Annotated in this window: 23 protein-coding genes; 11 read left to right on the top strand and 12 right to left on the bottom strand. The window is 46.4% G+C overall.

The genetic code is table 11. The features are described 5' to 3' along the window. Nucleotides 1-57 precede the first annotated feature (57 nt). The 9 genes from G9G57_RS02175 to G9G57_RS02135 all read right to left on the bottom strand — a co-directional run bounded on the left by G9G57_RS02175 (nucleotide 58) and on the right by G9G57_RS02135 (nucleotide 11,087). Nucleotides 58-903 (bottom strand): formate/nitrite transporter family protein, encoded by an 846-nt coding sequence (locus tag G9G57_RS02175; protein ID WP_017427158.1) that lies wholly within the window; start codon nucleotides 901-903, stop codon nucleotides 58-60. A 393-nt stretch (nucleotides 904-1,296) separates the two neighbouring features. Next, a complete protein-coding gene (locus tag G9G57_RS02170; protein WP_016822845.1) occupies nucleotides 1,297-2,658 on the bottom strand; it encodes an FAD-dependent oxidoreductase in 1,362 nt (453 codons plus the stop codon). Nucleotides 2,659-3,049: 391 nt separating this feature from the next. After that, entirely contained in the window at nucleotides 3,050-3,526 is a 477-nt protein-coding gene (locus tag G9G57_RS02165) for a glutathione peroxidase (protein WP_016822844.1), read from the bottom strand. Between the two features lie 115 nt (nucleotides 3,527-3,641). Next, complete coding sequence (locus tag G9G57_RS02160; protein WP_016822843.1) at nucleotides 3,642-4,535, bottom strand: ABC transporter ATP-binding protein; 894 nt, start codon at nucleotides 4,533-4,535, stop codon at nucleotides 3,642-3,644. Nucleotides 4,536-4,712: 177 nt separating this feature from the next. Then, complete coding sequence (locus tag G9G57_RS02155) at nucleotides 4,713-5,732, bottom strand: LLM class flavin-dependent oxidoreductase (RefSeq protein WP_164964419.1); 1,020 nt, start codon at nucleotides 5,730-5,732, stop codon at nucleotides 4,713-4,715. Between the two features lie 136 nt (nucleotides 5,733-5,868). Then, complete coding sequence (locus G9G57_RS02150) at nucleotides 5,869-7,014, bottom strand: AI-2E family transporter (protein ID WP_016822839.1); 1,146 nt, start codon at nucleotides 7,012-7,014, stop codon at nucleotides 5,869-5,871. 150 nt (nucleotides 7,015-7,164) lie between these two features. After that, on the bottom strand, nucleotides 7,165-8,178 hold the full coding sequence (locus tag G9G57_RS02145; protein WP_016822838.1) for an LCP family protein: 1,014 nt from the start codon (nucleotides 8,176-8,178) through the stop codon (nucleotides 7,165-7,167). 113 nt (nucleotides 8,179-8,291) lie between these two features. Next, nucleotides 8,292-9,236, bottom strand: a complete 945-nt coding sequence (locus G9G57_RS02140) for a cation diffusion facilitator family transporter (protein ID WP_019688844.1) — start codon at nucleotides 9,234-9,236, stop codon at nucleotides 8,292-8,294. Between the two features lie 204 nt (nucleotides 9,237-9,440). Continuing rightward, nucleotides 9,441-11,087 (bottom strand): DEAD/DEAH box helicase, encoded by a 1,647-nt coding sequence (locus G9G57_RS02135; protein WP_107733801.1) that lies wholly within the window; start codon nucleotides 11,085-11,087, stop codon nucleotides 9,441-9,443. A gap of 323 nt (nucleotides 11,088-11,410) precedes the next feature. Between G9G57_RS02135 and G9G57_RS02130 the strand changes: the two genes are divergently transcribed. From G9G57_RS02130 to G9G57_RS02100, 7 genes are read left to right on the top strand one after another with little or no spacing between them, the layout of a single operon-like run. Beyond that, the gene (locus tag G9G57_RS02130; RefSeq protein WP_044786182.1) at nucleotides 11,411-12,028 is read left to right on the top strand and encodes a hypothetical protein; all 618 of its coding nucleotides are present in this window, start codon (nucleotides 11,411-11,413) and stop codon (nucleotides 12,026-12,028) included. A gap of 39 nt (nucleotides 12,029-12,067) precedes the next feature. After that, nucleotides 12,068-12,712 carry an immunity 50 family protein gene (locus G9G57_RS02125; protein WP_044786183.1) on the top strand — a complete coding sequence of 215 codons (645 nt, stop codon included), beginning with the start codon at nucleotides 12,068-12,070 and terminating at the stop codon, nucleotides 12,710-12,712. Continuing rightward, nucleotides 12,705-13,115 (top strand): hypothetical protein, encoded by a 411-nt coding sequence (locus G9G57_RS02120; protein WP_044786184.1) that lies wholly within the window; start codon nucleotides 12,705-12,707, stop codon nucleotides 13,113-13,115. Before G9G57_RS02125 ends, G9G57_RS02120 begins: the two co-directional genes overlap by 8 nt. 44 nt (nucleotides 13,116-13,159) lie before the next feature. After that, nucleotides 13,160-13,666 (top strand): HEAT repeat domain-containing protein, encoded by a 507-nt coding sequence (locus tag G9G57_RS02115; RefSeq protein ID WP_164964418.1) that lies wholly within the window; start codon nucleotides 13,160-13,162, stop codon nucleotides 13,664-13,666. Between the two features lie 29 nt (nucleotides 13,667-13,695). Continuing rightward, the gene (locus G9G57_RS02110; RefSeq protein WP_025366042.1) at nucleotides 13,696-14,325 is read left to right on the top strand and encodes a hypothetical protein; all 630 of its coding nucleotides are present in this window, start codon (nucleotides 13,696-13,698) and stop codon (nucleotides 14,323-14,325) included. Nucleotides 14,326-14,353: 28 nt separating this feature from the next. Continuing rightward, nucleotides 14,354-14,914, top strand: coding sequence for a hypothetical protein (locus tag G9G57_RS02105; RefSeq protein ID WP_164964417.1), 561 nt, complete (start codon nucleotides 14,354-14,356; stop codon nucleotides 14,912-14,914). 2 nt (nucleotides 14,915-14,916) lie between these two features. Further along, the gene (locus G9G57_RS02100; RefSeq protein ID WP_126666439.1) at nucleotides 14,917-15,351 is read left to right on the top strand and encodes an immunity 26/phosphotriesterase HocA family protein; all 435 of its coding nucleotides are present in this window, start codon (nucleotides 14,917-14,919) and stop codon (nucleotides 15,349-15,351) included. Nucleotides 15,352-15,418: 67 nt separating this feature from the next. Here the strand turns inward: G9G57_RS02100 and G9G57_RS02095 are convergent, their stop codons facing one another. Continuing rightward, nucleotides 15,419-15,958, bottom strand: a complete 540-nt coding sequence (locus tag G9G57_RS02095; RefSeq protein ID WP_126666440.1) for an SMI1/KNR4 family protein — start codon at nucleotides 15,956-15,958, stop codon at nucleotides 15,419-15,421. Between the two features lie 216 nt (nucleotides 15,959-16,174). Continuing rightward, nucleotides 16,175-16,258 (bottom strand): putative holin-like toxin, encoded by an 84-nt coding sequence (locus tag G9G57_RS26325; RefSeq protein WP_223822146.1) that lies wholly within the window; start codon nucleotides 16,256-16,258, stop codon nucleotides 16,175-16,177. A 127-nt stretch (nucleotides 16,259-16,385) separates the two neighbouring features. On the opposite strand from G9G57_RS26325, the gene G9G57_RS02090 reads away from it, so the two are divergent. Together G9G57_RS02090 and G9G57_RS02085 are read left to right on the top strand one after the other, a co-directional pair. Then, entirely contained in the window at nucleotides 16,386-17,030 is a 645-nt protein-coding gene (locus G9G57_RS02090) for a hypothetical protein (RefSeq protein WP_164964416.1), read from the top strand. Continuing rightward, on the top strand, nucleotides 17,027-17,236 hold the full coding sequence (locus tag G9G57_RS02085) for a hypothetical protein (RefSeq protein ID WP_238799215.1): 210 nt from the start codon (nucleotides 17,027-17,029) through the stop codon (nucleotides 17,234-17,236). The genes G9G57_RS02090 and G9G57_RS02085 overlap by 4 nt, the downstream gene beginning before the upstream one ends. Here the strand turns inward: G9G57_RS02085 and G9G57_RS02080 are convergent. Next, a complete protein-coding gene (locus G9G57_RS02080; protein WP_107733795.1) occupies nucleotides 17,213-18,847 on the bottom strand; it encodes a DUF6138 family protein in 1,635 nt (544 codons plus the stop codon). The genes G9G57_RS02085 and G9G57_RS02080 overlap by 24 nt on opposite strands. 158 nt (nucleotides 18,848-19,005) lie before the next feature. On the opposite strand from G9G57_RS02080, the gene G9G57_RS02075 reads away from it, so the two are divergent. Further along, on the top strand, nucleotides 19,006-19,782 hold the full coding sequence (locus tag G9G57_RS02075) for an SMI1/KNR4 family protein (RefSeq protein ID WP_107733794.1): 777 nt from the start codon (nucleotides 19,006-19,008) through the stop codon (nucleotides 19,780-19,782). 17 nt (nucleotides 19,783-19,799) lie between these two features. Further along, the gene (locus tag G9G57_RS02070; RefSeq protein WP_107733793.1) at nucleotides 19,800-21,215 is read left to right on the top strand and encodes an SMI1/KNR4 family protein; all 1,416 of its coding nucleotides are present in this window, start codon (nucleotides 19,800-19,802) and stop codon (nucleotides 21,213-21,215) included. Nucleotides 21,216-21,226: the final 11 nt, after the last annotated feature.

Genomic DNA, 21,226 nt, shown 5'->3' with positions numbered 1-21,226 from the left:
TCCCCCGGGCCTGTCATGGCGGATTTGCTTTGTTTATTGCTTCATAAAGTAACGTGATTATGCATGATCACTCAACGGCTTGGATGTAACTGAAGAAGTAGTTTGAGGTTCATTCACGGAATGTGTGTTGGCTTGAGTTTTTTTCAGATAGGCCAGCCAGTAGGCTCCAGCCACAAACAGACTGCCTCCTACCAAATTCCCCAACCAGACCGGAATGAAATTCATAACATACTCTGCCCACGAAAAATGACCTGCAAATATAGCCGCCGGAATGAGAAACATATTGGCAACAACGTGCTGGAATCCAATAGCAACAAAGGCCATGGTCGGGAACCAAATTCCCATAATTTTTCCACCAACGGAGTCTGTGCTGTACGCTAACCATACAGCAAGTGCTACGAGCCAGTTACATCCTATACCTGATATAAAAGACTGCAAAAAGCTTTCATGCAGCTTATGTCCTGCCATATCCACCACTTTATCCAGGTAAGGACCCGTTTCGGTCAAGCCTAGAACATGCCCAAAGAAAAATGCAACAAATAATGCACCTGCAAAATTACTGAGCGTAATAATTGCCAAATTACGAAGCATGGCTCCTGTCTTAATTCGTCCTGCCCATCTTGCCAAAGGGACTGCCATCATATTGCCGGTCAGCAATTCCCCACCAGCTATCAAAACTAACACCAGACCTACAGGGAACACCGCAGCTCCAATAAAGGTAGCAATGCTTCCCCATTCTTTAGGTGCACTTGCAATAACGCGTATATCCAGCAAAAACCCGAGTGCAATAAATGCACCTGCCAAAAATCCCAATACCACCGCCACAGTCCACGGGTTGTTCGCCTTGGCCACTCCTGTTTCCACCGTCTTTTCGGCAATTTGCCCCGGTTTATAGCTTGCCATCTGCCCCCGCTCCTTTAATATCTTTTAAACAAAATATTCTTCTTTCATATTTTATTTAAAATCAGTGATTTTGTTTGTGAAAAAAATCACTTTCTCAACTATAAAAAAAACAGCCCTCGAAAAAGGACTGTCTTTCTATATTATTACATCTACTGCTACTGAGCTGCTATGCGCTTTACATTTAATTATATTCTTCCTTTTCAACGGCTTTCAAGAACCAAAGTACTCCGCCCAGACCGATGGCTGCGACAACTACAAGAAAAAGGATATAAAACAAACCCATTATCTACTTCTCCCCCTAATCCTTATGCTCTCTATATTGTACTATAAGGATTCATCCGTACGCTTTCAGATTGTTGACAAACTTATGAACAATGTCACAGACAAATCGGATTATACAGTAACTGGGTTCCGTTCGGATATTGTAGGCAATGCCTGCAAACCTGCCGCGTTCAGGAAATTCCAAGGCTTGTTATAGTGCGGCTGGAAGAAGAAATCGACAAAGGCCAACTGATCAATGGTCATATGATTTTGAATGGCTACAGACAGGGTGTTAATGGATTGTGTCAAATCGACCTTCGACATAATTTGTGCCCCAACAATTCTCCGTGTCTCCTGCTCATATACAACCTTCAGCAACACCTTTTCAGAAGTCGGCATAAACTCAGGACGGTAGCTGTCCTCAATGGTTACAGCTTCTACAGTCATCCCCTCGTCCGTTGCTGCGGCTTCCGTCATTCCTGTTCCCGCAATATTATCTTCGTAAATTTTGATACCCGAGGTTCCTTGTGTTCCCATGTAGGCAATGGTAGGTTGTACCAGATTACGCGCCACCAGCGTACCCATACGAACCGCATTGGTCGCCAATGGGATATAAGCTGTTTTGCCAGTCGGATTATAACGAATTGCACAACTGTCGCCTGCTGCAAACACGTCTGGGCAGCTACTTTGCATATAATTGTCCACAATGATCGCACCGTTAGGCAACATATCTACCTGACCTTTGAGCAGATCCGTTTGAGGTCGGAAACCGATACAGAGTATAACAAGCTCTGTTTCATATTCTCCTTTGGAGGTCACGACCTTACTTACTTTACCGTTAGTCCCCTCAAAACGACTTACTGTCTCGCCAAGTACCAGCTTAATGCCATGTTCTCTCAGGGAATTCTCAATCCGGTCTGTATACTCATGGTCTAAATACTTATTCAATATACGATCAGCACTGTCGATCAGCGTTACGTTCTTACCGTTCATTTGAAAAGCTTCTACCAGCTCAACACCAATGTATCCAGCTCCCACGACAGTAATGTTCTGTACATGTTGGGCTTTCTCAATGATTTCATTCGAATGATTATAGTTTTTGCAGAGCAAAATATGATCCAGTTCAATGCCTTCCAGCTTCGGAATAATTGGCCACGATCCAGTAGTCACAATCAATTTATCAAATGTATCCGTAAATTCCTCACCGGTTTGGAGATTACGTGCATGCAGCGTCTTGCCCGCTGTATCTACACTCGTTACCTCATGAAGCATCTTGGTCACTACACCCATATCAGCCAGTTGATCTGGGGACGAATAAAACAATCCGTGCGGATCTTTGACGACACCACCTACATACAGTGCAATACCACAAGATAAAAATGAAATATTGTCATTACGCTCATAGACCGTAATTTCGGCATCTGGATAACATTTAGCTGTGTTGACTATGGCTGCCGTACCTGCGTGTGTACATCCGATAACTGCTACTTTCATGTTGAATTCCTCCTTGGTGTGTGGGCATAAAATGTATAATAATTGTGAATACTTTCACTTAGATAACTCATTACTTCTTGTGATTTATTTCACTTCATGCGCTTATTATAGTGTGATATTTTTCACATTACAATAGCTTTTTATGATATTCACAATTTGTCCACATTTTAAAAGGCAAGGATATCTGAACTCAGCCGTTTGCTGAAATCTTTTTTTGCTCCATTCAGTTTTCCCTACCTGCCTCTTGATTATGCTCCTGGAACAGACTTTCCCACGATACGTCAATCTTTAGGCAAATGCGTATGTAGGGAATAAAAAAAGGTCCGTTTCCCCTAAGACAAGCGGAAATCAGACCTTGTTTACACATATACTTTGAAATTACACGAAGCTATTATAATAACTGCTCAATGGCCGTTTTCATCGCTTCCGGTGACTCCTTGGGCTCAAAGCGTCCCACAGGCACACCTTCCCGATTCACAATGAATTTTGTAAAATTCCACTGAATTGTACCATCTTCCTGTTCTCCAGGCTGTTGCTTCTTCAGATATTCAAACAGAGGGGCTGTATCTGGTCCGTTCACATCCACTTTAGCGAATACCGGGAAATTAACCCCGTAATTCAATTGGCAAAATTCAGCCGCTTCCTCGCTGCTGCCCGGCTCCTGACCGCCAAACTGGTTGCAAGGGAAGCCTAAAACAACGAGTCCCCGATCCTTATATTCGTCATAAAGCTTTTGCAAATCCCCATATTGCGGGGTAAGTCCGCACTTACTAGCGGTATTCGCAATAACCAGCACTTTACCTGTGTAAGTTTCCAGAGAAACCTCCTGATTAGCTGGTGTTACGGCATTATATGAATAGACAGACATATAGCATCCTCCTTCGTGTCGCTTGGTTTAGGTTCTCAACCTATTTTACCCAAAACGTGACGGACATGCCAATATTCACAAAACCTTACCGTGATGCTGCCACTTGGCGCACCCTCTAACCTCTTGCTGCTACTTGTGGTCTAGCATCACGCCGCTCGGCAACAGAACCCACCGTTTGTTTCTCTTCTACATTCATTCCCTTTACTGCTTGGCTTACCGCAGGCTGACCAGCCAAAGCATACGGAAGACAGAGTGGTACCCCCGTACGAGGATCAGTAACAATATCCGCCTCAATCCCGAACACCTCACGCAGCACATCTGGGGTCATAACCTCCGTCGGGGCTCCTACCGCCTTCGCTTTCCCTTTTTTGATCGCAATCATATGCTGAGCATAGCGGGCTGCGTGGTTCAAGTCGTGCACGACCATAACAATGGTGCGTTCTGCCGAAGTATTCAGATACTCTAGCAGATGCAGCACTTCCAGTTGATGCGCCATATCCAAAAATGTAGTCGGCTCATCCAAAAACAATATATCCGTATCTTGTGCAAGCGCCATAGCAATCCAGGCACGCTGACGCTGCCCCCCAGAAAGCTGATCAATCGGACGATCGTGAAATTCGCTCATTCCTGTTACTTGGATGGCCCACTCTACCATTTTGCGATCGTCCGCTTTCATGGAACCAAAACCTTTTTGATAGGGAAAACGTCCGTATGATACCAGTTCCGTCACGGTCAATCCTTCCGGTGCCGTCGGATTCTGCGGCAAAATAGCCAACTGCTTGGCTACCTCCCGGGTGGATTGCTTATGAATGGATTTACCATCCAACAGAACGCTACCGCCTTTAGGATTCATGATGCGAGCCATCGTTTTCAAAATGGTCGACTTACCGGAGCCATTTGCACCCACCAACGCTGTAATTTTCCCTTGCGGTATTTCTACATTCAGATCTTCTACTATCAATCGATCTTCATAAGCAATATCCAGATTTGCCGTTTTCAGACGAAACATTTGGAATCATCCCTTTCCCTAATCCAATATATATAATCACGGGCTTAACGCACGACATTCATCAAAACTTCATTCTATCTTTATATAATAAAGATATTGATAATCATTATCAAGTGTTAACTCACAAAAAAAGATCACAGCCCTCAAGCTGTGATCTTCTGATTCTGGCCATTCGCATTAAGCCTGTACAGAGGACAGTCCAAATGCTTCAGCCATGAGACGTATAGATTTCATTTTGGCATCGAAGTCGTGAATAATGCTCGCAACCATGATCTCCTGTGCATTATAGTCCTTGCATAATTGCTCAAGCTGACGCTTGACCTGTGCGGGTGAACCAACCACCATACGCTTGCGATTCTCACGAATGCGCATCCGGTCATATGGCGTATACGGATACGCAAGCGCCTTTTCGACGGAAGGTGTTCCTGCGGAACGCGTTCCCTGTTCCAAAAGCACCAGGGACAAGTCCATGCTGGATGCCAAACGATTGGCCTCCTCTTCAGTATCCGCACAGATCGCAAATACGGAGACAAGCGAACGCGGTTGGTCACTATGCTGGGAAGGCTGGAAGTTTTCCTGATATCCCTTCATAGCACCTGTGCCGCCTTCACCATTAATAAACTGCGCGAACGCAAAGCCTACGCCACGCTCGGCGGCCAGACCCGCGCTATCACCGCTGGAGCCAAGCAGCCACATTTCCGGCACAGTCTCTACGAGCGGCATCGCCTGTAGCGAACCGAAGCGATGCTGGCTGCCTGTGCTATCGTGCAAGTAGGCTAGCAGATCATCCAGCTGCTCGGGGTACAGATCAATGCCGCCCCGCATTTTCCCCTCCTGCAAAGCTCTGGTAGCAATCGGCATTCCTCCGGGCGCTCGCCCCAGACCCAGATCAATGCGCCCCGGATACAATCCCTCCAGTACCCGGAAGTTTTCCGCTACTTTATAAGCGCTGTAATGGGGCAGCATCACACCGCCCGACCCTACCCGAATCGTCTGGGTACGAGCAGCCAGGTGTGAAATCAATACCTCGGGGCTGGAGCCTGCAAGGTTAGAAGCTGCATGATGCTCGGATACCCAGAAGCGATGATAACCCAGACGTTCCGCCTCTATAGCAAGCTCAGCAGTCTTTTGTAATGCTTGTGCATGCGTCATGCCTTCCGATACCGGAGATTGGTCAAGAATGCTGAGTTTTATCATAAAAAGTCTGACCTTTCTATTTTGGAATAAGAATAGGCATTAAGTATAGCACGTAAAGCCACAGTTAACCAAGAGGGGCAAAATAGTAGATTTAACGCGCCCATTAGTCATGTTTACTTTTCATAGAGACTGCTTTTTACTTTACTTTATCTGCTTCATAAAGATGTGAACGCTTTTGAAAGAAACTAAACAGATGGGTCACGATGACTTTCAAGACGGCATAACCTGGAACAGCCAGTACAATCCCCACCACACCAAACAAATTGCCTGCTGTCAAAATAACAAAGATAATCGTAATCGGATGTACTCGAAGCGATTTGCCCATAATTTGTGGTGAAATAAATTTACCCTCAATAAGCTGGACAACTGTCCATACGATAACCATTTTGAGCAGCATGATCGGTGAGGTAACTATAGCTACGATTAACGCGGGTGTAATGGCAATTACAGGACCTAAGTAGGGAACCACGCTCGTAAAAGACGCAATGACCGCAAGCGTCAAAGAGTAGTCCAATCCAATAATCAGATAACCTATATATAGCAGCACTCCAATACAGAAGCTAACAATAATTTGTCCACGAATGTACGAGCTGACCTGATGATTCATTTCGGTCATGATACGATCTGTCTCTTTACGAAACATAGGTGGAAGCATTTTTAGAATCCACTGCGGCAGCTTGTGTCCATCTTTCAGCAAATAGAACAGAATGAACGGAACCGTAGCGATCGCAAGCACAGTTTCCGTAATCACACCCAAAAAGCTTCCCACCCCCGTCCATGCATTATTGATAAAGCCAGATAACTTTTCAGAAGCTTTGGAGGCCAGTTCAGATGGATCTATTTGAATGGTGTTCTGGAACTGGTTCACAAAGTTACTGCCAATCAGTCGCTCAAACTGTTGTTTGACTTGCTCGGTATAAGCAGGGACATTTTGGATAAGGCCCTGTATCTGATCACGGATCACAGGTACCACCGACGTAACCACAATAGCGATAATCCCTATAATGAGCAAAAACAGAACAACAATGGAGTATACTCGCTTTACCTTATTCCGCTCCAGTACATCTACCAACGGATTGAGCAGATAGTACAATACACCGGACAAAATGACAGGGAGAATAATCGTTTTCAGCAGCACGATGACAGGGGTAAATATGTATGAAATTTTGGTAAGCACTAAGATATTCAAGCCGATCAGCAGCAGTACCAACAGGAATAACACAAACTTGTTGTTCAGAAAAAACTTCTTAAACCGGTCTTTCCATGCCGGAGTTATTTCCACATGACATTCCCCTTCTCTTTAGACAGATGAGTATACGTTCTTCATAATTACGATATATTTTTGGAACAAAATATACAAGGTTATACCCAAATAAACACAAAAGCAAACAAAGTTGTACGTTATTGTACGAACTTCGCTTGCTTTGAATGGTTATGGAGTATCATTTGTCGTGGTGGCAGCCTCCACTGTCGTAGTCACAGGTTTGTTTTCTTGATCAAAAAGATTCTGTATGAACCGCTTGAGCTTCCGCTCATCCACACCCAACACCTGTGCACCCTTGATGGTTTCCCCGCGCACCAGTTCATTTGGCGGGATTTGCTGCTTCGCTACTGTTTTAGCATCGATATTAAAACCCAATGAAGCCAACTGCAGCATTTCCGTTGTACTCAGATTCGTTTCAATATAAGGAGAAATGCTATTTAAAATACTTGGCAGTTTAATGAGCGACGAGGTCGATTGTATTTTACTGCCCAGTTCGGTAATGAATTTGCGCTGTCGCTCCGTACGTGTAAAATCCGAAGTCGCATCATGACGGAAACGTACATATTGCAAGGCTGTTTTACCGTCCATGTGCTGCATTCCCTTTTTCAAGTCAATATCAAACTGGTGTTTGTCTGCCTTGGACGTGTAATGCATATCTTTTTCGACATCCAGGTCAATACCACCTACAGAGTCAACCAGTGCAATGAAACCATTAAAATCAGTATATACATAATATTGAATCGGTATGCCCAGAAGGTCGCTCACAGTCTGTCTGGTCAAATCCGGCCCACCGTAGGAAAAGGCAGCATTCAATCGACTTTGCCCATGACCCGGGATCTTGACATACGTATCACGAAGAATCGACATAAGGGTGGCCTTTTTCGTAACCGGATCAACAGAAGCAACCATAACCGAGTCAGAACGCCCTGAATCTTCTCCACGGGAATCTCCGCCAAGCAGCAGAATATTTACTCTTTCTGTTCCATCCCATTCCGGTGGGAGTGATACCTCTACAGGTTGTACATTGGTTGAAGTTTGGGTTTGCGGTTTAAATTTCGAATCCTGTCCGGAAGCAACCGAAATTTGGTTCGTAAAATGATATATAGAATAAGCATAATATCCGCCCACTAAAAGGACTGCAGCAGTCACAGAAATACCTAGCCATTTTAAAAATTTTCGCATATTTTCGGGTAACCTCGCTTTTATTCATCATCGTTCGGCTTTTAAAAGCATACCCTTCCGGCAAGTTATCTGTCAATTCGCGTCGTATGTTCTAGGGGCGTTATTCGTATCGGTTATACCTTATCTTCAGGGTCTTTTTGTGTTGATTTTACAGCATGGAGGTCGTCTGCATACCACGGATTCAAATGGACAAGCACCTCATAAACCCGCGGCTCCTGCTTCATGACGGCCCTCTTGATCAGCCGGATAATATCGTGTCCCTGCTGAATCGTCAAAGAGGCATCCACTGAAGCTCGGATATCAACGATAATATAATGACCATGCTCACGGGCACGGATACGATCAATACGCTGAACCTCGACTACACTCAGTGCCGCTGCTGCGTAGCTTTCGATTTCCTCGGTTGCAATGGCCTTCTCCATGAGCACATCTATGGATTCGCGACCCATTTCCCACGCCAATTTCAGAACCAGCAACGCCACTACGAACCCCGCAATGGGGTCGCCGTAAGATAAAATCGGAATATCCCAATGTTCCCCGATCAGTCCTAATCCGATCCCCAAGACAGCCGCTCCCGAGGCATACACATCAGCCAGGTGATCTTTTGCCGTCGCAATGAGACCCTGACTATTGGCCGCTCTGCCAATACGAATCGTGTAGATATACAGCCACTGTTTCCAGAGCAAGGAAATAATGGCGGCCACCAATGCCAGTATATGCTCCTGTGGCATCGGTTCGAACAGTGCGGCAATGGAATGATAGCCGATAAATATGCCTGCCCCGAACAGTATGACCGCCACTACACTAGCACCAATTACTTCTGCCTTGCCATGACCATAAGGATGATCCTCATCCGGCGGCTGGCTGGATATTCTCATCGCTCCCAGTGCCGTTGCAGAAGCAATGACGTCCCCGGCGTTATGCACACCATCGGCCACCAGCACCTTACTGTTGAACATGAGTCCTGCGATTATTTTGATGCCGGTTAAGAGGATGTTGCTGATCAGGCTGATCCATGCTGAGACCATGGCACGCTTGCCCATATCCTGTTCCTGCATGATGTATAACCCCTCCAAATTATCTTTTAAAAAATGTCCTGACCGCTATTCGGTTATCTCAGGGCATCTTTGGTTGCTCTTTATCTTATGATGCTGTTCTTACAGCGGCATATATGAAGATTATAATAGCCCCGGAAGATGAGCCTCCCCGGGGCTATTATGATAACCATAGTGGAGCATTCTATGAGAATACCCCCATTTTATCTATCTGGACCGACCGCGTCGGCCTCCTTGACCTTGACCACCACGCGGACTGCCTTTGGCTTGTCCACCGCGTCCACCTTGGCCTCCGCGTGCGGAACCGCCGCTGCTACGGTCATATCCGCTACGTCCGCTGCTTTGGCCTGCCGAACGACCTTGACCTCCGCGTGCAGAACCGCCGCTGTCGCGGTCATATCCGCCACGTCCGCTGCTTTGCTCTGCGGAGCGGCCTTGACCTCCGCGTGCAGATCCGCCGCTGCTGCGGTCATATCCGCCACGTCCGCTGCTTTGGCCCGCCGAGCGGCCTTGACCTTCGCGTACAGAACGGCCGCTACTGCGGTCATATCCGCCACGTTCACTGCTACTGCGGTTGGAGCGACGCTCGCCGCTTGCACCGTCACGACGACCCGCCTGTTCGCGGCCGCTGCGGCGTCCGCCGCCAGCATCGTTGCCGCCAAAGGAACGGCGGTCGTTTCTGCCTGAGCGGTCATTTCTACCCTGCCGCTCAGGCGTATCGGGAGCAGGTCTACGCTGCCCGCCGCCCTCACTGCTGGTGAATGTGACACCAGCAACTCTTTGGATGTTCCGAAGCTCAGGAACATCCCTTGGCGTGGCGAGCGTCACCGCAACGCCTTTGCCTCCGGCACGACCGGTACGTCCGATGCGGTGGATGTAGCTTTCGGCATCCTGCGGCATGTCATAGTTGAAGACATGCGTGACGCCTTCTACATCGAGGCCGCGTGCGGCTACATCTGTCGCTACGAGCAATTGAAGTTTCGCTTCACGGAACGCCTTCATCACTTGCTCCCGCTTGTTCTGGGACAAGTCCCCATGCAGCTCACCGCTCTCGAACCCCATCTCCTGGAGTTCTTCATTCAGTTTGGAAGCCCGGCGCTTGGTACGGCAGAAAATAACAGCCAGATACGGACGATCCGTATTCAGCATATCTACCAATGCCTGTTGCTTACCACGGTCTGTTGTTTGCACAACGACCTGACGGATTTGGCTCACGGGAACGGAAGAAGCCGATTTCACTTTGACATCAACGGGTTCGTTCATATAGACACGAGCCAGCTTGCGAATACCAGCTGGCATCGTAGCGGAAAACAGCATGGTTTGTCTCCGGTAAGGAACCTCCTGAAGAATCGTTTCCACATCGTTCAAGAAGCCCATGTGTAACATTTGGTCAGCCTCATCCAGAACCAGCATTTTAATGCCGCCTAAATCAAGCGTGCCACGTCTCAGATGATCCAACAGTCGCCCAGGTGTACCAATAATCAGTTGTGCGCCACCTTTTAGTTTACGAAGCTGACGCTCCACGTCCTGTCCTCCGTAAACAGCTAGCAGAGATAAACTCGGTTCCGCAGCAGCCAAGCATTTTGCTTCCTCTGTAATCTGGAGCGCCAATTCACGCGTAGGTGCAATCACGAGCGCCTGCGGATGCCGCTTGTCCAAATTCAGCTTTTGTAGAATCGGCAGTAAAAACGCAAGCGTCTTCCCCGTGCCCGTATGTGCCTCGGCAATCACATCCTGACCTTCCATCAACAGTGGAATGGACTCCTGTTGTACAGGTGTTGGCGCTGAGATGCCTTGCTCTTTCAAGGCTTCTACCCAATGTTGCTCCACGCCTAATGCTGTAAAATTCTTCAAGTTGTATTCACTTCCCTTATCTGTATTCAATATGTGTCACGTAAAATAGGTTCATGTGCCATATGACATCTATCGTTCCATAGTTCAGAATTCCCATTTTTGTATCGGTTCTCATTCTCCCCTTTTCAGGAAGGGAGCATATCCGTTATCGTTGAATCTGTTCATGTAACTCAACATACGGCCGCAAGGCGGCTCAGGCCGTTCCATATATGACTTTCCTAGTATACGCGAAGTTGAACTGGTTTCCAAACGATTTTAACGAATCCCGCAAAAGGTGAATTCAATCACCATGTCATATATTATGGTAGGATAATTGGTAATTCATGAATAAAGGGTGGATGCTTGTGGTTAACAACCTGCATTATAATTTCATAATGACAGGCTCCTTATCGGAGAAACACACTTTGTTTGCCGAAGACTGCTTTACTAACCTGTTCGATTGTTTTGAAACGCTCCTGAACATATCAGGAATCCGTAACACCCGTGTGTCTATCTATCAATCCAAGAAAGCCAAACACGGCAAGATCCGCTGGGACAAGCAGGAGCTGCTCCGCATTGTAACCGATGATGAAATGACTCCTTTGATGCTGGTTATAGAGGCTCCTAGTATCAAATCGTCCTATAACAAAGGGACGACGCCGGAAGTGTACATTCTTTTGTCCAATGACCATATGGGTCAATCTTCCAACAATTGCGGGATGCTTGTTTCGATCCGTCAGGACGTTTATGAACATATCGACCAAACAATCGTCGAAGACGTTATGATGAAGCTGAGCCAGTGGTTGAAGGCAGACAAGTTGTTACACAGCTCGCGTAACTTTTATGCTGGCAGTAAAGCAAGGGCTATTATGGATATTCTCCCATTTATGCTCGAAAAGGATACCCCGGATATGAAGTATGTTTTTCAATCGTGGACTCCGTACCCTTTACGTCACACTTAAACAATCCGTCATCCCATTAACCCTAGGAGGCTGCAATTTATGCAAATTCAAGTTCACAACATTGAAAAAAAAGGAAACGAATATCTCATTCATTATCAAGCCGGAGGAGCACTGCCGTTCGTTCCGCATGATGTTGTCCTGATCCATGGCAAACAGTATTTTATAGGTACGATTTTGAAAGTAGAATCGGAACAAGTCCTTATCCGTATCAATCCAGAATATGAAGACCAACTGACAGGGGCCATCGGACTGGAACTGGCTTTCTCTCCAACCGTTTCTATTCAAGGTGCAGACAGCATTGTCGAAAAGCTCGGCTATTTTCCACCTTTTCACTATGACCGAATCACGGCTGCCAATATGACCAAAGACCAGATTACACTGACGATTGAGCTATCCCCCGCTAGTGTGCTGGTTCCTAAATCACCGGATCTGGAGCCTTCGGCTGAGGCACCTGTGATTCCTGAAACTCCAGTCAAAGATATTCCACGCTATGCAGTGACGTTTACATTTCTGGAAACCAAAGAGCATGTATTAACCCCTGTAGAAACAGAAAATATTATCTTGCAGCTTGATTTCCGCTATGAAGAAGCAGACATGGTCGTTGACATTGATGCCTTGTCGGGACTGTCAGGTAGCTTTCTGTGCAGAGGTATCCGTGCAGAGATTACGGAACTTCATGAATAAACAAGAAGCCCGTGAGCTGTTGCGCTGTCATTCTTTTATTCATGTTGATTTGGAGCATCCCAAAATGCAAAGCGGATTTCTAGGGATGCTTCGTCCCTTTCAAGGCGAACTGATCGAGGATAATTTTCATGAGCTCATGACTATCATTGAGGTTCTGGCAGATGAGTTGGAGAAACCGTCCGTAGAACGGGAGCTTATATCCGCTCTGTGGGGAATTTGCCAATATACACGGGCATGGGCGTTGTATCCTGATGGTATGCTGCAGCGAAACAACCTGCTGACCGTAGAGCAGATTAGTACCCTTGGCGATTGGATTGATACAATCTCCTATGCAATTATGGTGCTGCTGGAGGGGGGCGGAACGGAAGAAGCTTTATCGAACTACAGACATAAGAGTAGGTAATACACAATGCCAAAAGTAATCTGGCTAAGAAATAAGGAGGGTATATGTCCATACAAACCGATGATGAGGGAAAGACATTTTTATCTATTTTCCCTACACTATCGTATGAAGATCGGTTGGTATCACTACGCGAATTAACAGCGATCCCCCAGCCTGTAGAGGACACCACCGCATTACTTTTGCAGCTTGCGCAGCAATCATCCGAGGAGGATCTGCTTCGTATAGAAGCGCTGAAGGTCATCGGACTATATGCAGATCAGAACCAGCAGCCGATGATCATGCGAGGAATTCGCGAGCTGCTGTGCAAGCCTGATGAAGATGATGATGTGCAAAACGCAGCTTTACAAACTTTGGCATGGATGCCTTGTTCAGAAGCAGAGCTACGTTTAGCTTTGGACATAATCTGCAGTGATACATATATCTTAGTCAAGGGGGCCGCTTTTGCACTGCTCCGCGCACATAAAGCCCACCCTTTTGCACAACATGCGCTGAAGCAATTATTGCAACATGAGGAATTCGGCGCATCTGCCCAACGAGAGCTGTCCACATAATCGACAACCAAAGGAGAATTACTCTACTCATGCGTGTAAGAATATTTATATTCATATTGATTATCGGAATTATATGTGTGCCTGCGTATTTCATTATGAGCAGCTTTGGGTTATTCCAAAATGAAAAGGTGCTCGTACATTATAAGGTTGCCGTTGAGGTAAAGGGTAAAAAGTATGATGCCTGGCCTTTAATCAGTAGCTATACCGCGATCGATAAAAAAGGGGATCATCGTCAGCTCTACTATCAAGCAGAGGGCTCAGGCATAGAATACCTGTTTCAACTCGCATATGGACAATATGAACTCAGACCCTCCAAGGATAATCCTTTTCTGGACGGGGGAATCCACTACACCATGGACCATCCCGATTATGTGCGTGAGGAAAAACAGTATGAGAACGCCAATGACTATACGGAGTTAACCCATTATTACAATCAACAAGAGCAGGTTATTTATACTTACAATCCTGAAGCCAAGCTCGACAAAACCTATGTTCGCTCCATCATCACCGCTGGGATGACTCGCACCACTGGTAATTCAAGCCGTGCGGTAAAGGATAACTATATCAATATCAGTAAGCTGTTTAAGGACAAGCTGGGAGTGAACGTGAAGGTAGATGTTGACGAGGACAACAAAATCGTGACCCTGTCCATGTCATAATGAACGAAAAGAAAGGAAGGCGCTACGGATGACAGAAACACATCATGTTAAATTAGGACCCGCTTATTTGGATGGTTGGGTTGTACCCGAAAACCCGGAGGCATGGGTCGAGCAGGAATGGACAGGTAAGCTCCGTTCACAGGCCGGAAATACGAAATTCCACATTTTTTATTATGGAGAGTTCATGGACGAGCTGATCGCTGTAACGGAGTTTGCACCCCAGCTCATTATTGCAGAAGATGCAGTCACAGGTGAGCAGATCGTGATTTTTGATGGAACCCGCCATGGTTACGATGCACTGCTGTGTGAAGTATATACGGAAAAACAGCAGAACAATCGCACTCCCCTGCTACCTTATCTGGACGATGATGGTGAAGATACCTTTGAGGTGACCGTGACTGCTTTTTATAATGTTGATTGGGATGACGAGTTTGCGGATGATGTGGATGAGAACGGGCAGCTGGAGTTGATCAGCGGCGAACGGTGTGATTTTGAAGAGGCCAAGCGAAACGGTTTCGATGCGATCAGCATTACGATTACCAGCGCTAAAGGTCTAAAAACAGAGATCATTCAGGAAGAGCTGGCCTGACGATGATATTCAAAAGAATCAAACATCAGGAAGGCGATATTTTTGTTATCCCCATGCATGACGGTCGCTTTGCGGTATGTCAGGTGATCTGCGCGCTGTATGGTCGATTCAAAAAGGCGTTCTCCTTTGGTGTACTATCCATAGGTCAGAATCAAACGTACGAGGATGAAACCACCTATCTCTCCTTCACAGATTACCGGGGTCGATTTGAGGTTATATTCACCGCTACCCAAAATCTGACGAAGGGAGTATGGCCCATTATCGATCATCGCCCTCTATCCGAGGAGCAACAGCAGCTAAAGTATTTTAACTGCGCGGGCCATCTGTATTACGGGGATGAATATGTACGCAACCTGGAACTAAAAGAATATACTCAATATGCTGTAATGGGCGTGGCTGGATATGAACTGGTACAGCAATATTTAGCCCAAACATAAAAGCTAGAAGAATAGCAACGCAAAGAGCCACCTTAGACTTCGAAAACTAGGGTGGCTCTTTAACGATCTAAAAGGGTTCAAATGTATAAGGGAATGGTGTACGATGTGTTCCCAAAACCGACTTTACACGCTCCCCATCCAGCAGCGCTTCGACGAAGCTATACAAATCAGGGGCTGCATACCGAAAGTTGCCCCATGTGCGCAGATTCAAAGCATAAATTGGGAATTCCCCCCGTTCATCAGGCGATTGATCATCCCAGACCAGCAGGTCATTTCCTTCACTGGAAGCGAAGGGAACTGCATGCTCCAATAGTTCCGGGAAACCATCTGGCTCCAGCGCCGCTTCTTGTAAAACCTCTTCCGATTCCAGTACATCATCAAACCAAGCACGCCAGTCATAATAACGATGGAGCCATGAATCCGGGTGATCACCGAGAGGAATATGGATGTTCCATAGGCCGCATAACCGCCCGTAGCCGAGAGTTTTGACGTAATCTATATAGGAAGGCGGAAACCCTCGACCGTTTTCAAAACGATGCTCTATAAGAAATTCCTTATCATAGTAGGCCTGGAATTGCGGACGCTGCAAACCTGTAAAAATGCTCATATACCCATTCTCCTTTGCACTACGTAATCCTATTTCCACGCTTCGGCACATTGAAAAGGCCTTTTTCAAGTGTTAAAATGGGAATAAGATGTATATTCTAAAAAAGAGTGAAGATGCGTCAACATCCTCACTCTTTGGCAACAGCCGCTTTTAAGGGCGGTAGCCGTGTCAAAGGATGATCATTGAAATAGACCGTTTGCCTTTGTCGAGGGCGGTCTATTTCTTTTTATGGAAGGAAAGAATCAGAATCACCAACGTTGCAAATTGAATCATCAACATTAAGGTGTCTTTAACCTCCACAGGCCTCACCTCCTTTACAGGAGACTAGCCGACCGCCCATCTAAGCCATTCTGTTGTTAAGGAATATTATAACATATGATATATAAAAAGTACGTTTTTACGCTCTTTCCGAAAAGGAGGAACGAACATGGAGCAAAAACGCTTCAAAGATGAATATGGATATAAATATGACTTTGCCGCCGTGATCTGGAGGGGAGAACAGGTAGCTGTCCACTGCCCTCGCTGTCAGGGTCAAGCTTCTATTTCCAAATCAAAGGAAGACTGTTATTACGTTGTTCGCTGCTCTCATTGTTACTACACATTTCAGCAGCCAGAATCGTATAAATTCTATGCACGCGGTGTATGCAGCCATTGCGAGCGATATTTTAATATTGAAATCCATGATGACCGAACGGTTGCTCATAAAAATACGAATATACACTGTCCGCATTGCGAGACACGTAATCAGGTTCCGGTGCATCGTATGCAGTCACGTGAATGGCATACGGACGTGATCCAAAATGGAAAAGATCCTATTTTCCAGCTCCAGCTGTACTTCCTTGATTACTATCGGGGGAAACCAGTCTGGGCTCTTAACCGGATACACCTGAATTACCTGCTCTCCTATATCTCTGCCGAGTTGCGAGAAAAACCCTCATCCGGTATGATGCGTACGGCTTCCCATTCCATTCCCAAATACATTAAGGATGCTAAAAATCGCCAGGCCATTTTAAAAATATTACAAAAGCTACAGCATAAACAAGCGTCTAAGGGAGAGCATTACCAAACATGAGTATACAAACTTTTGACAGCCTAGAAGCACTGATCCAGGCCGTTTCCCAGACCATCACGTGCAATCTTGGCTGGAAATATCGACTGTACAGGATGTTATTGAAGTGCTACGCCGCAGTGGAAGCGAGCCAGATATTCAACACATTGCGCAGGGACTGCGATATGATCAAGAATACGATGCTTTTATGGAATAAGCGGCTCCAGTAACTCTTTTACCTCAGGGACAGCCTGCTTCAGGCTGTTTTTTAGTTTCTTCGCGCCACCCCATATACGATAAACGAGCATCTCTTGTTCGTAGTCTTCCAGTTGTAGAAGCACATCTACTAACGCCTGTGCCTGCTCTACACTTTCAATGCCAGCCGATTTTAGTGGTTTGGCGGAATCATTACCTGCCAAAAGAATCCTCGCCCAAACGGGGATCGTATCCGGTGTCAGTCCATGCGCCTCAGCAAATACAGCAGCGTAACCGTCCTGTACCGACTGATGCTCACTGTCTACCAGCTTCATATAACGATTCACCAGCGAAAAATACTCCGTTCCTTTAAGTCCTAATCCCATCACCGCATAGGTTCCTGGCATCGCCGACTTCTCCCCCGGCTCTACATCGTTGTACCACTTGAATTCTTCCATCACGGTCTCGGCATATTCCGCCAGCAACGGAAGCAGCGAAGGGTATTCAAGTGCATTAGCAAAGAAACGATGTAATGCAGATTTGGCCAACTTGGGTACGGGTAGATAGTTTTTCACTTTGCTTTTAAACTTCATCCCATATTCCTTAGTAAAGCCTTTCCGTAATATATCACATAGATATACGAGTGCTTCTCTGTAGCTCTCTTCTTCCTCAGAACGAATCTGAACCTCTAGTGTTTGCAAAATATCATTCGCTTGGCAGGTGACACGCTCGCTTGTATATGACGCTGGAATGCTGCCTGATCCGCTCTTAAGCCACTGAACAGCCTGCTCTGAGCCCAGTTGTGCAGCAATCTCCAAATACTTCTGCCGTGCATCGGCATCGGTCAGACCCACTCGCATCGCGGTCAGCAGGAACATCTCCATAACCGGGGCGGGAATATCTGAAGGAAGAATATCGGGTCTCACCGTATAATCAAGCCCGTAACTTTTTTCCTGATCTGTATACTTAGCCAAAAATTCATCTTCAGCCCAATGCATTAAGCCTCTGCTCAGCTGATGCCTCCATGCTTCTTCTCGCTTGCGGCTGACCTGCACTTTTGCATCCATTCGATTCAGCAGTTCATTCACCCGCTGGGCGTCTACAGGGTACAAATGAGGATCAAGCAAGTGCCTTACTAAGAAAAAATCGTCCTCTTCCTTTGGCATAGCTCTACTGGCAGGATTGAGCTTCTGCTCCAGAAACTGTTCAATAGAGGCTAACAGGTGCTGCCGCTTATCTTCGTTCAGCAGCGAGAATGTAAAATGACTGGCCTTATTCTCCAAGACCACCTCCAGATGAAATTCCAGCCGATAACGAAAAAACATAGGACCAAATTCTTCCGAATTATACAGAGCCGCTATCCGTTCTTTGAACACTGGCATCCATTCATCCTGCACCTGCTGGAGCGTCACTTCCTCCGTAAAACCAGGAATTTTTGTGTCTGGTCTACGATGATCCCAATCAAACGGTTCGTAGGTATCCACCCATACCCCATCTCTCTTACAGGTAACTTTTAAGTATTCATGAATCCCTTCGTGAAGGACGCTTTTGTTCTTGAATTCCGCGATGCGCTTTTGCTCAGAAGCGTATCTCTGGTCAATCTCTTCAAAAATTGGATCTATGTAGGCCTGTACCCCCGATGTCATACGATGTGTTCCCCTTTCGTACCCTCACAAATTGTAGTTCTTACATAATTGAGATAGACTAATATTTAACTATTTTATTTCCTGATTATAGCATATCTCTCATTTACATTTGGGCTCCATCCCTATAGATAGAGTGCCGGAAAGCAGGTGTATTCTTCATGTATTGGGTTTCCACACGACACACGCCAGTGGCTGCCGATGAAATGACAAATTTCGAACATACCCATGGCATAACTTTACCAACTCCCTATGCTTCATTTCTCACCCAATACGGGCCAGGCACCTATTGCGGCCTGCTGGTGATTGAACCGCCTGATCCTCAACTTTTGCAATCCTATGCAGATTACGAACTGTGGACGCATGATGATAACTGTCCGATCACCGCGCAACAGCTGAGCGAGTGCGTGGTCATCGGCAGCTCCATAGATGGTGATTTTCTAGCGGTGCACCCTCAGGTCGAAGGCTTGCTTTGGCTACCGCGACATTCGGAAATCATTACTATGAGGCCATTAGATGTTCAAACCCCATTTACAGATACGCTGGAGCATATACTACGGGATGAATTCAGAAAAATAGAGCCATTCCCCCGTTATTTCGAACCTGTCAGTCTGGACAGAACCGCGACATTCCTACTATTTAATCCCCCGGATACGGCCGAAGCTTACGATCCAGCCAATCCGAACGATCCAATCCCAAATATAGCTCCAGCATCTATACAAGTGTTGGCTCAGCGGTTTAAACAGCATTTTGACACAAACCTATGGATCGAAAACGAGCATACCTGCATGGCTTTTTTCCAGCTTCTTGGCGGATATGTGCGCTTCAACTATGCATATGGACGCGAAGTGGCGATCATTTATGAACCCAAGGCGATAGCACTTCATGATGAAATTCTATCATTCTTGCAAAAAGAGCATTGCCGAGTTGTAGAGTAAGAGGAGGACGAATACGAATGACAGTACATTTTGCATATACCTTAGAAAAGCTGGGGGAAATCGCTGATCGTCTGAGACAAGGTGGAATGCCTGACGTGGCATACCAATGCACGAAGGGGATTTCCGAAGAGGAACTGACTGAGCTGGAGGAACGGCTCCAGATCACTTTGCCTGCCTCCCTGTCTGAATTATTAAAGCGGTGTGGCAGCTTACATCTGCTATGGTGCCTCCCTCAACACTGTGTTGTAGTCGATGAATCAGAGTATTCATATGAAGGCAGCCATGACCTTGAACAAGAACCGACTAACCTTGACGATATTACAGGAGAATTTGGCTGGAATTATGAGGATATTGGCTATTTTACATCCTATGGAGAAGATACCGACTCAGCAGCGGACGAACAACGATATCTTATTTTGAACTATAACGGTGCTGGTGATCCGATCCTGCTTGATAGAGCGACATCCGCAACAGAGCCAGCAGTGTTCTGTTATGAGCATGAGTTGGACCAGTTCACGCTGCTTGCAGAAAGTCTACCTACCTATATAGAAACCATGCTTACCTTGCACGGACTATGGCTGTGGGACTGGTCTAACGTGTTAGACGAGCATGGTATTCAGCTAAATAGCCCGTCGCTGCAGCTGTGGCAACGCTGGTTGGATATGTTCTGCACGATGAAACTGGAGGATGCCCGGTCGTTGGATACACTGATCCACTACACCACCATGCATGGCGTAGATCATCCTGCTGTACTGCAGGCTTTCCAGGCCTATGATCCAAAGGATATTTTTCTTGCCTGGGAGCAGCGCATTCAGTGTAACCCGGCCCAATTCGCTACATGGGCATTTTTCGTTGGGGAGACCGCAGGTATTGGGGCTGCTGATTGGGTTCGCTCCTTATGGGAGCCGGACACGGATACCGCGCAAGCATGGAGACCTCCCGCTTCAAATAACACACATGCTAGGGCCGCATTTATCTCGACACGTGCCTATCTATCCGCCCGCTGCCTACCCGAGCAGGAAGGGCTTACAAAAGTTTACAATGATCTGATACAGCATAGGGCGAAGGATGGCAAATTAGAAGGATACACCGTTAACGGGCAGTTACAGCATTTTCATTCCCCCCAGGTCATCGACTGGATGCGGGATAAGGTCAATCATCCGGTTGATGGCTGGGCAGTACTTTTCGCCTACTCACGTCCTACAGATGAGCAGGTGATTGAATGGCTATCCGGTAGCGAGCTTCATCAGAAAATTGCAACCGAGGCGCTGGATATCATGATTCAGCGCGATCTTCTGCCCACTCTAGAAGCAGACGCTTGGGTTAGCATCTCAAATCTGCTTCATGCTTCTTTACAGCTCGTGATGCTCAAAAAAGATAAACGTCGCATTGAAGCCGTGCTTGAGCAGCTTTCACATCTGGAACTTCGTTAACACTGGAATCG

Source organism: Paenibacillus sp. EKM211P (assembly GCF_011066175.1).
In the GTDB taxonomy this organism is placed as follows: domain Bacteria; phylum Bacillota; class Bacilli; order Paenibacillales; family Paenibacillaceae; genus Paenibacillus; species Paenibacillus polymyxa.
The sequence above is the reverse complement of the archived record's forward strand: the minus strand, read 5'-3'. Positions and strand labels throughout refer to the sequence as shown.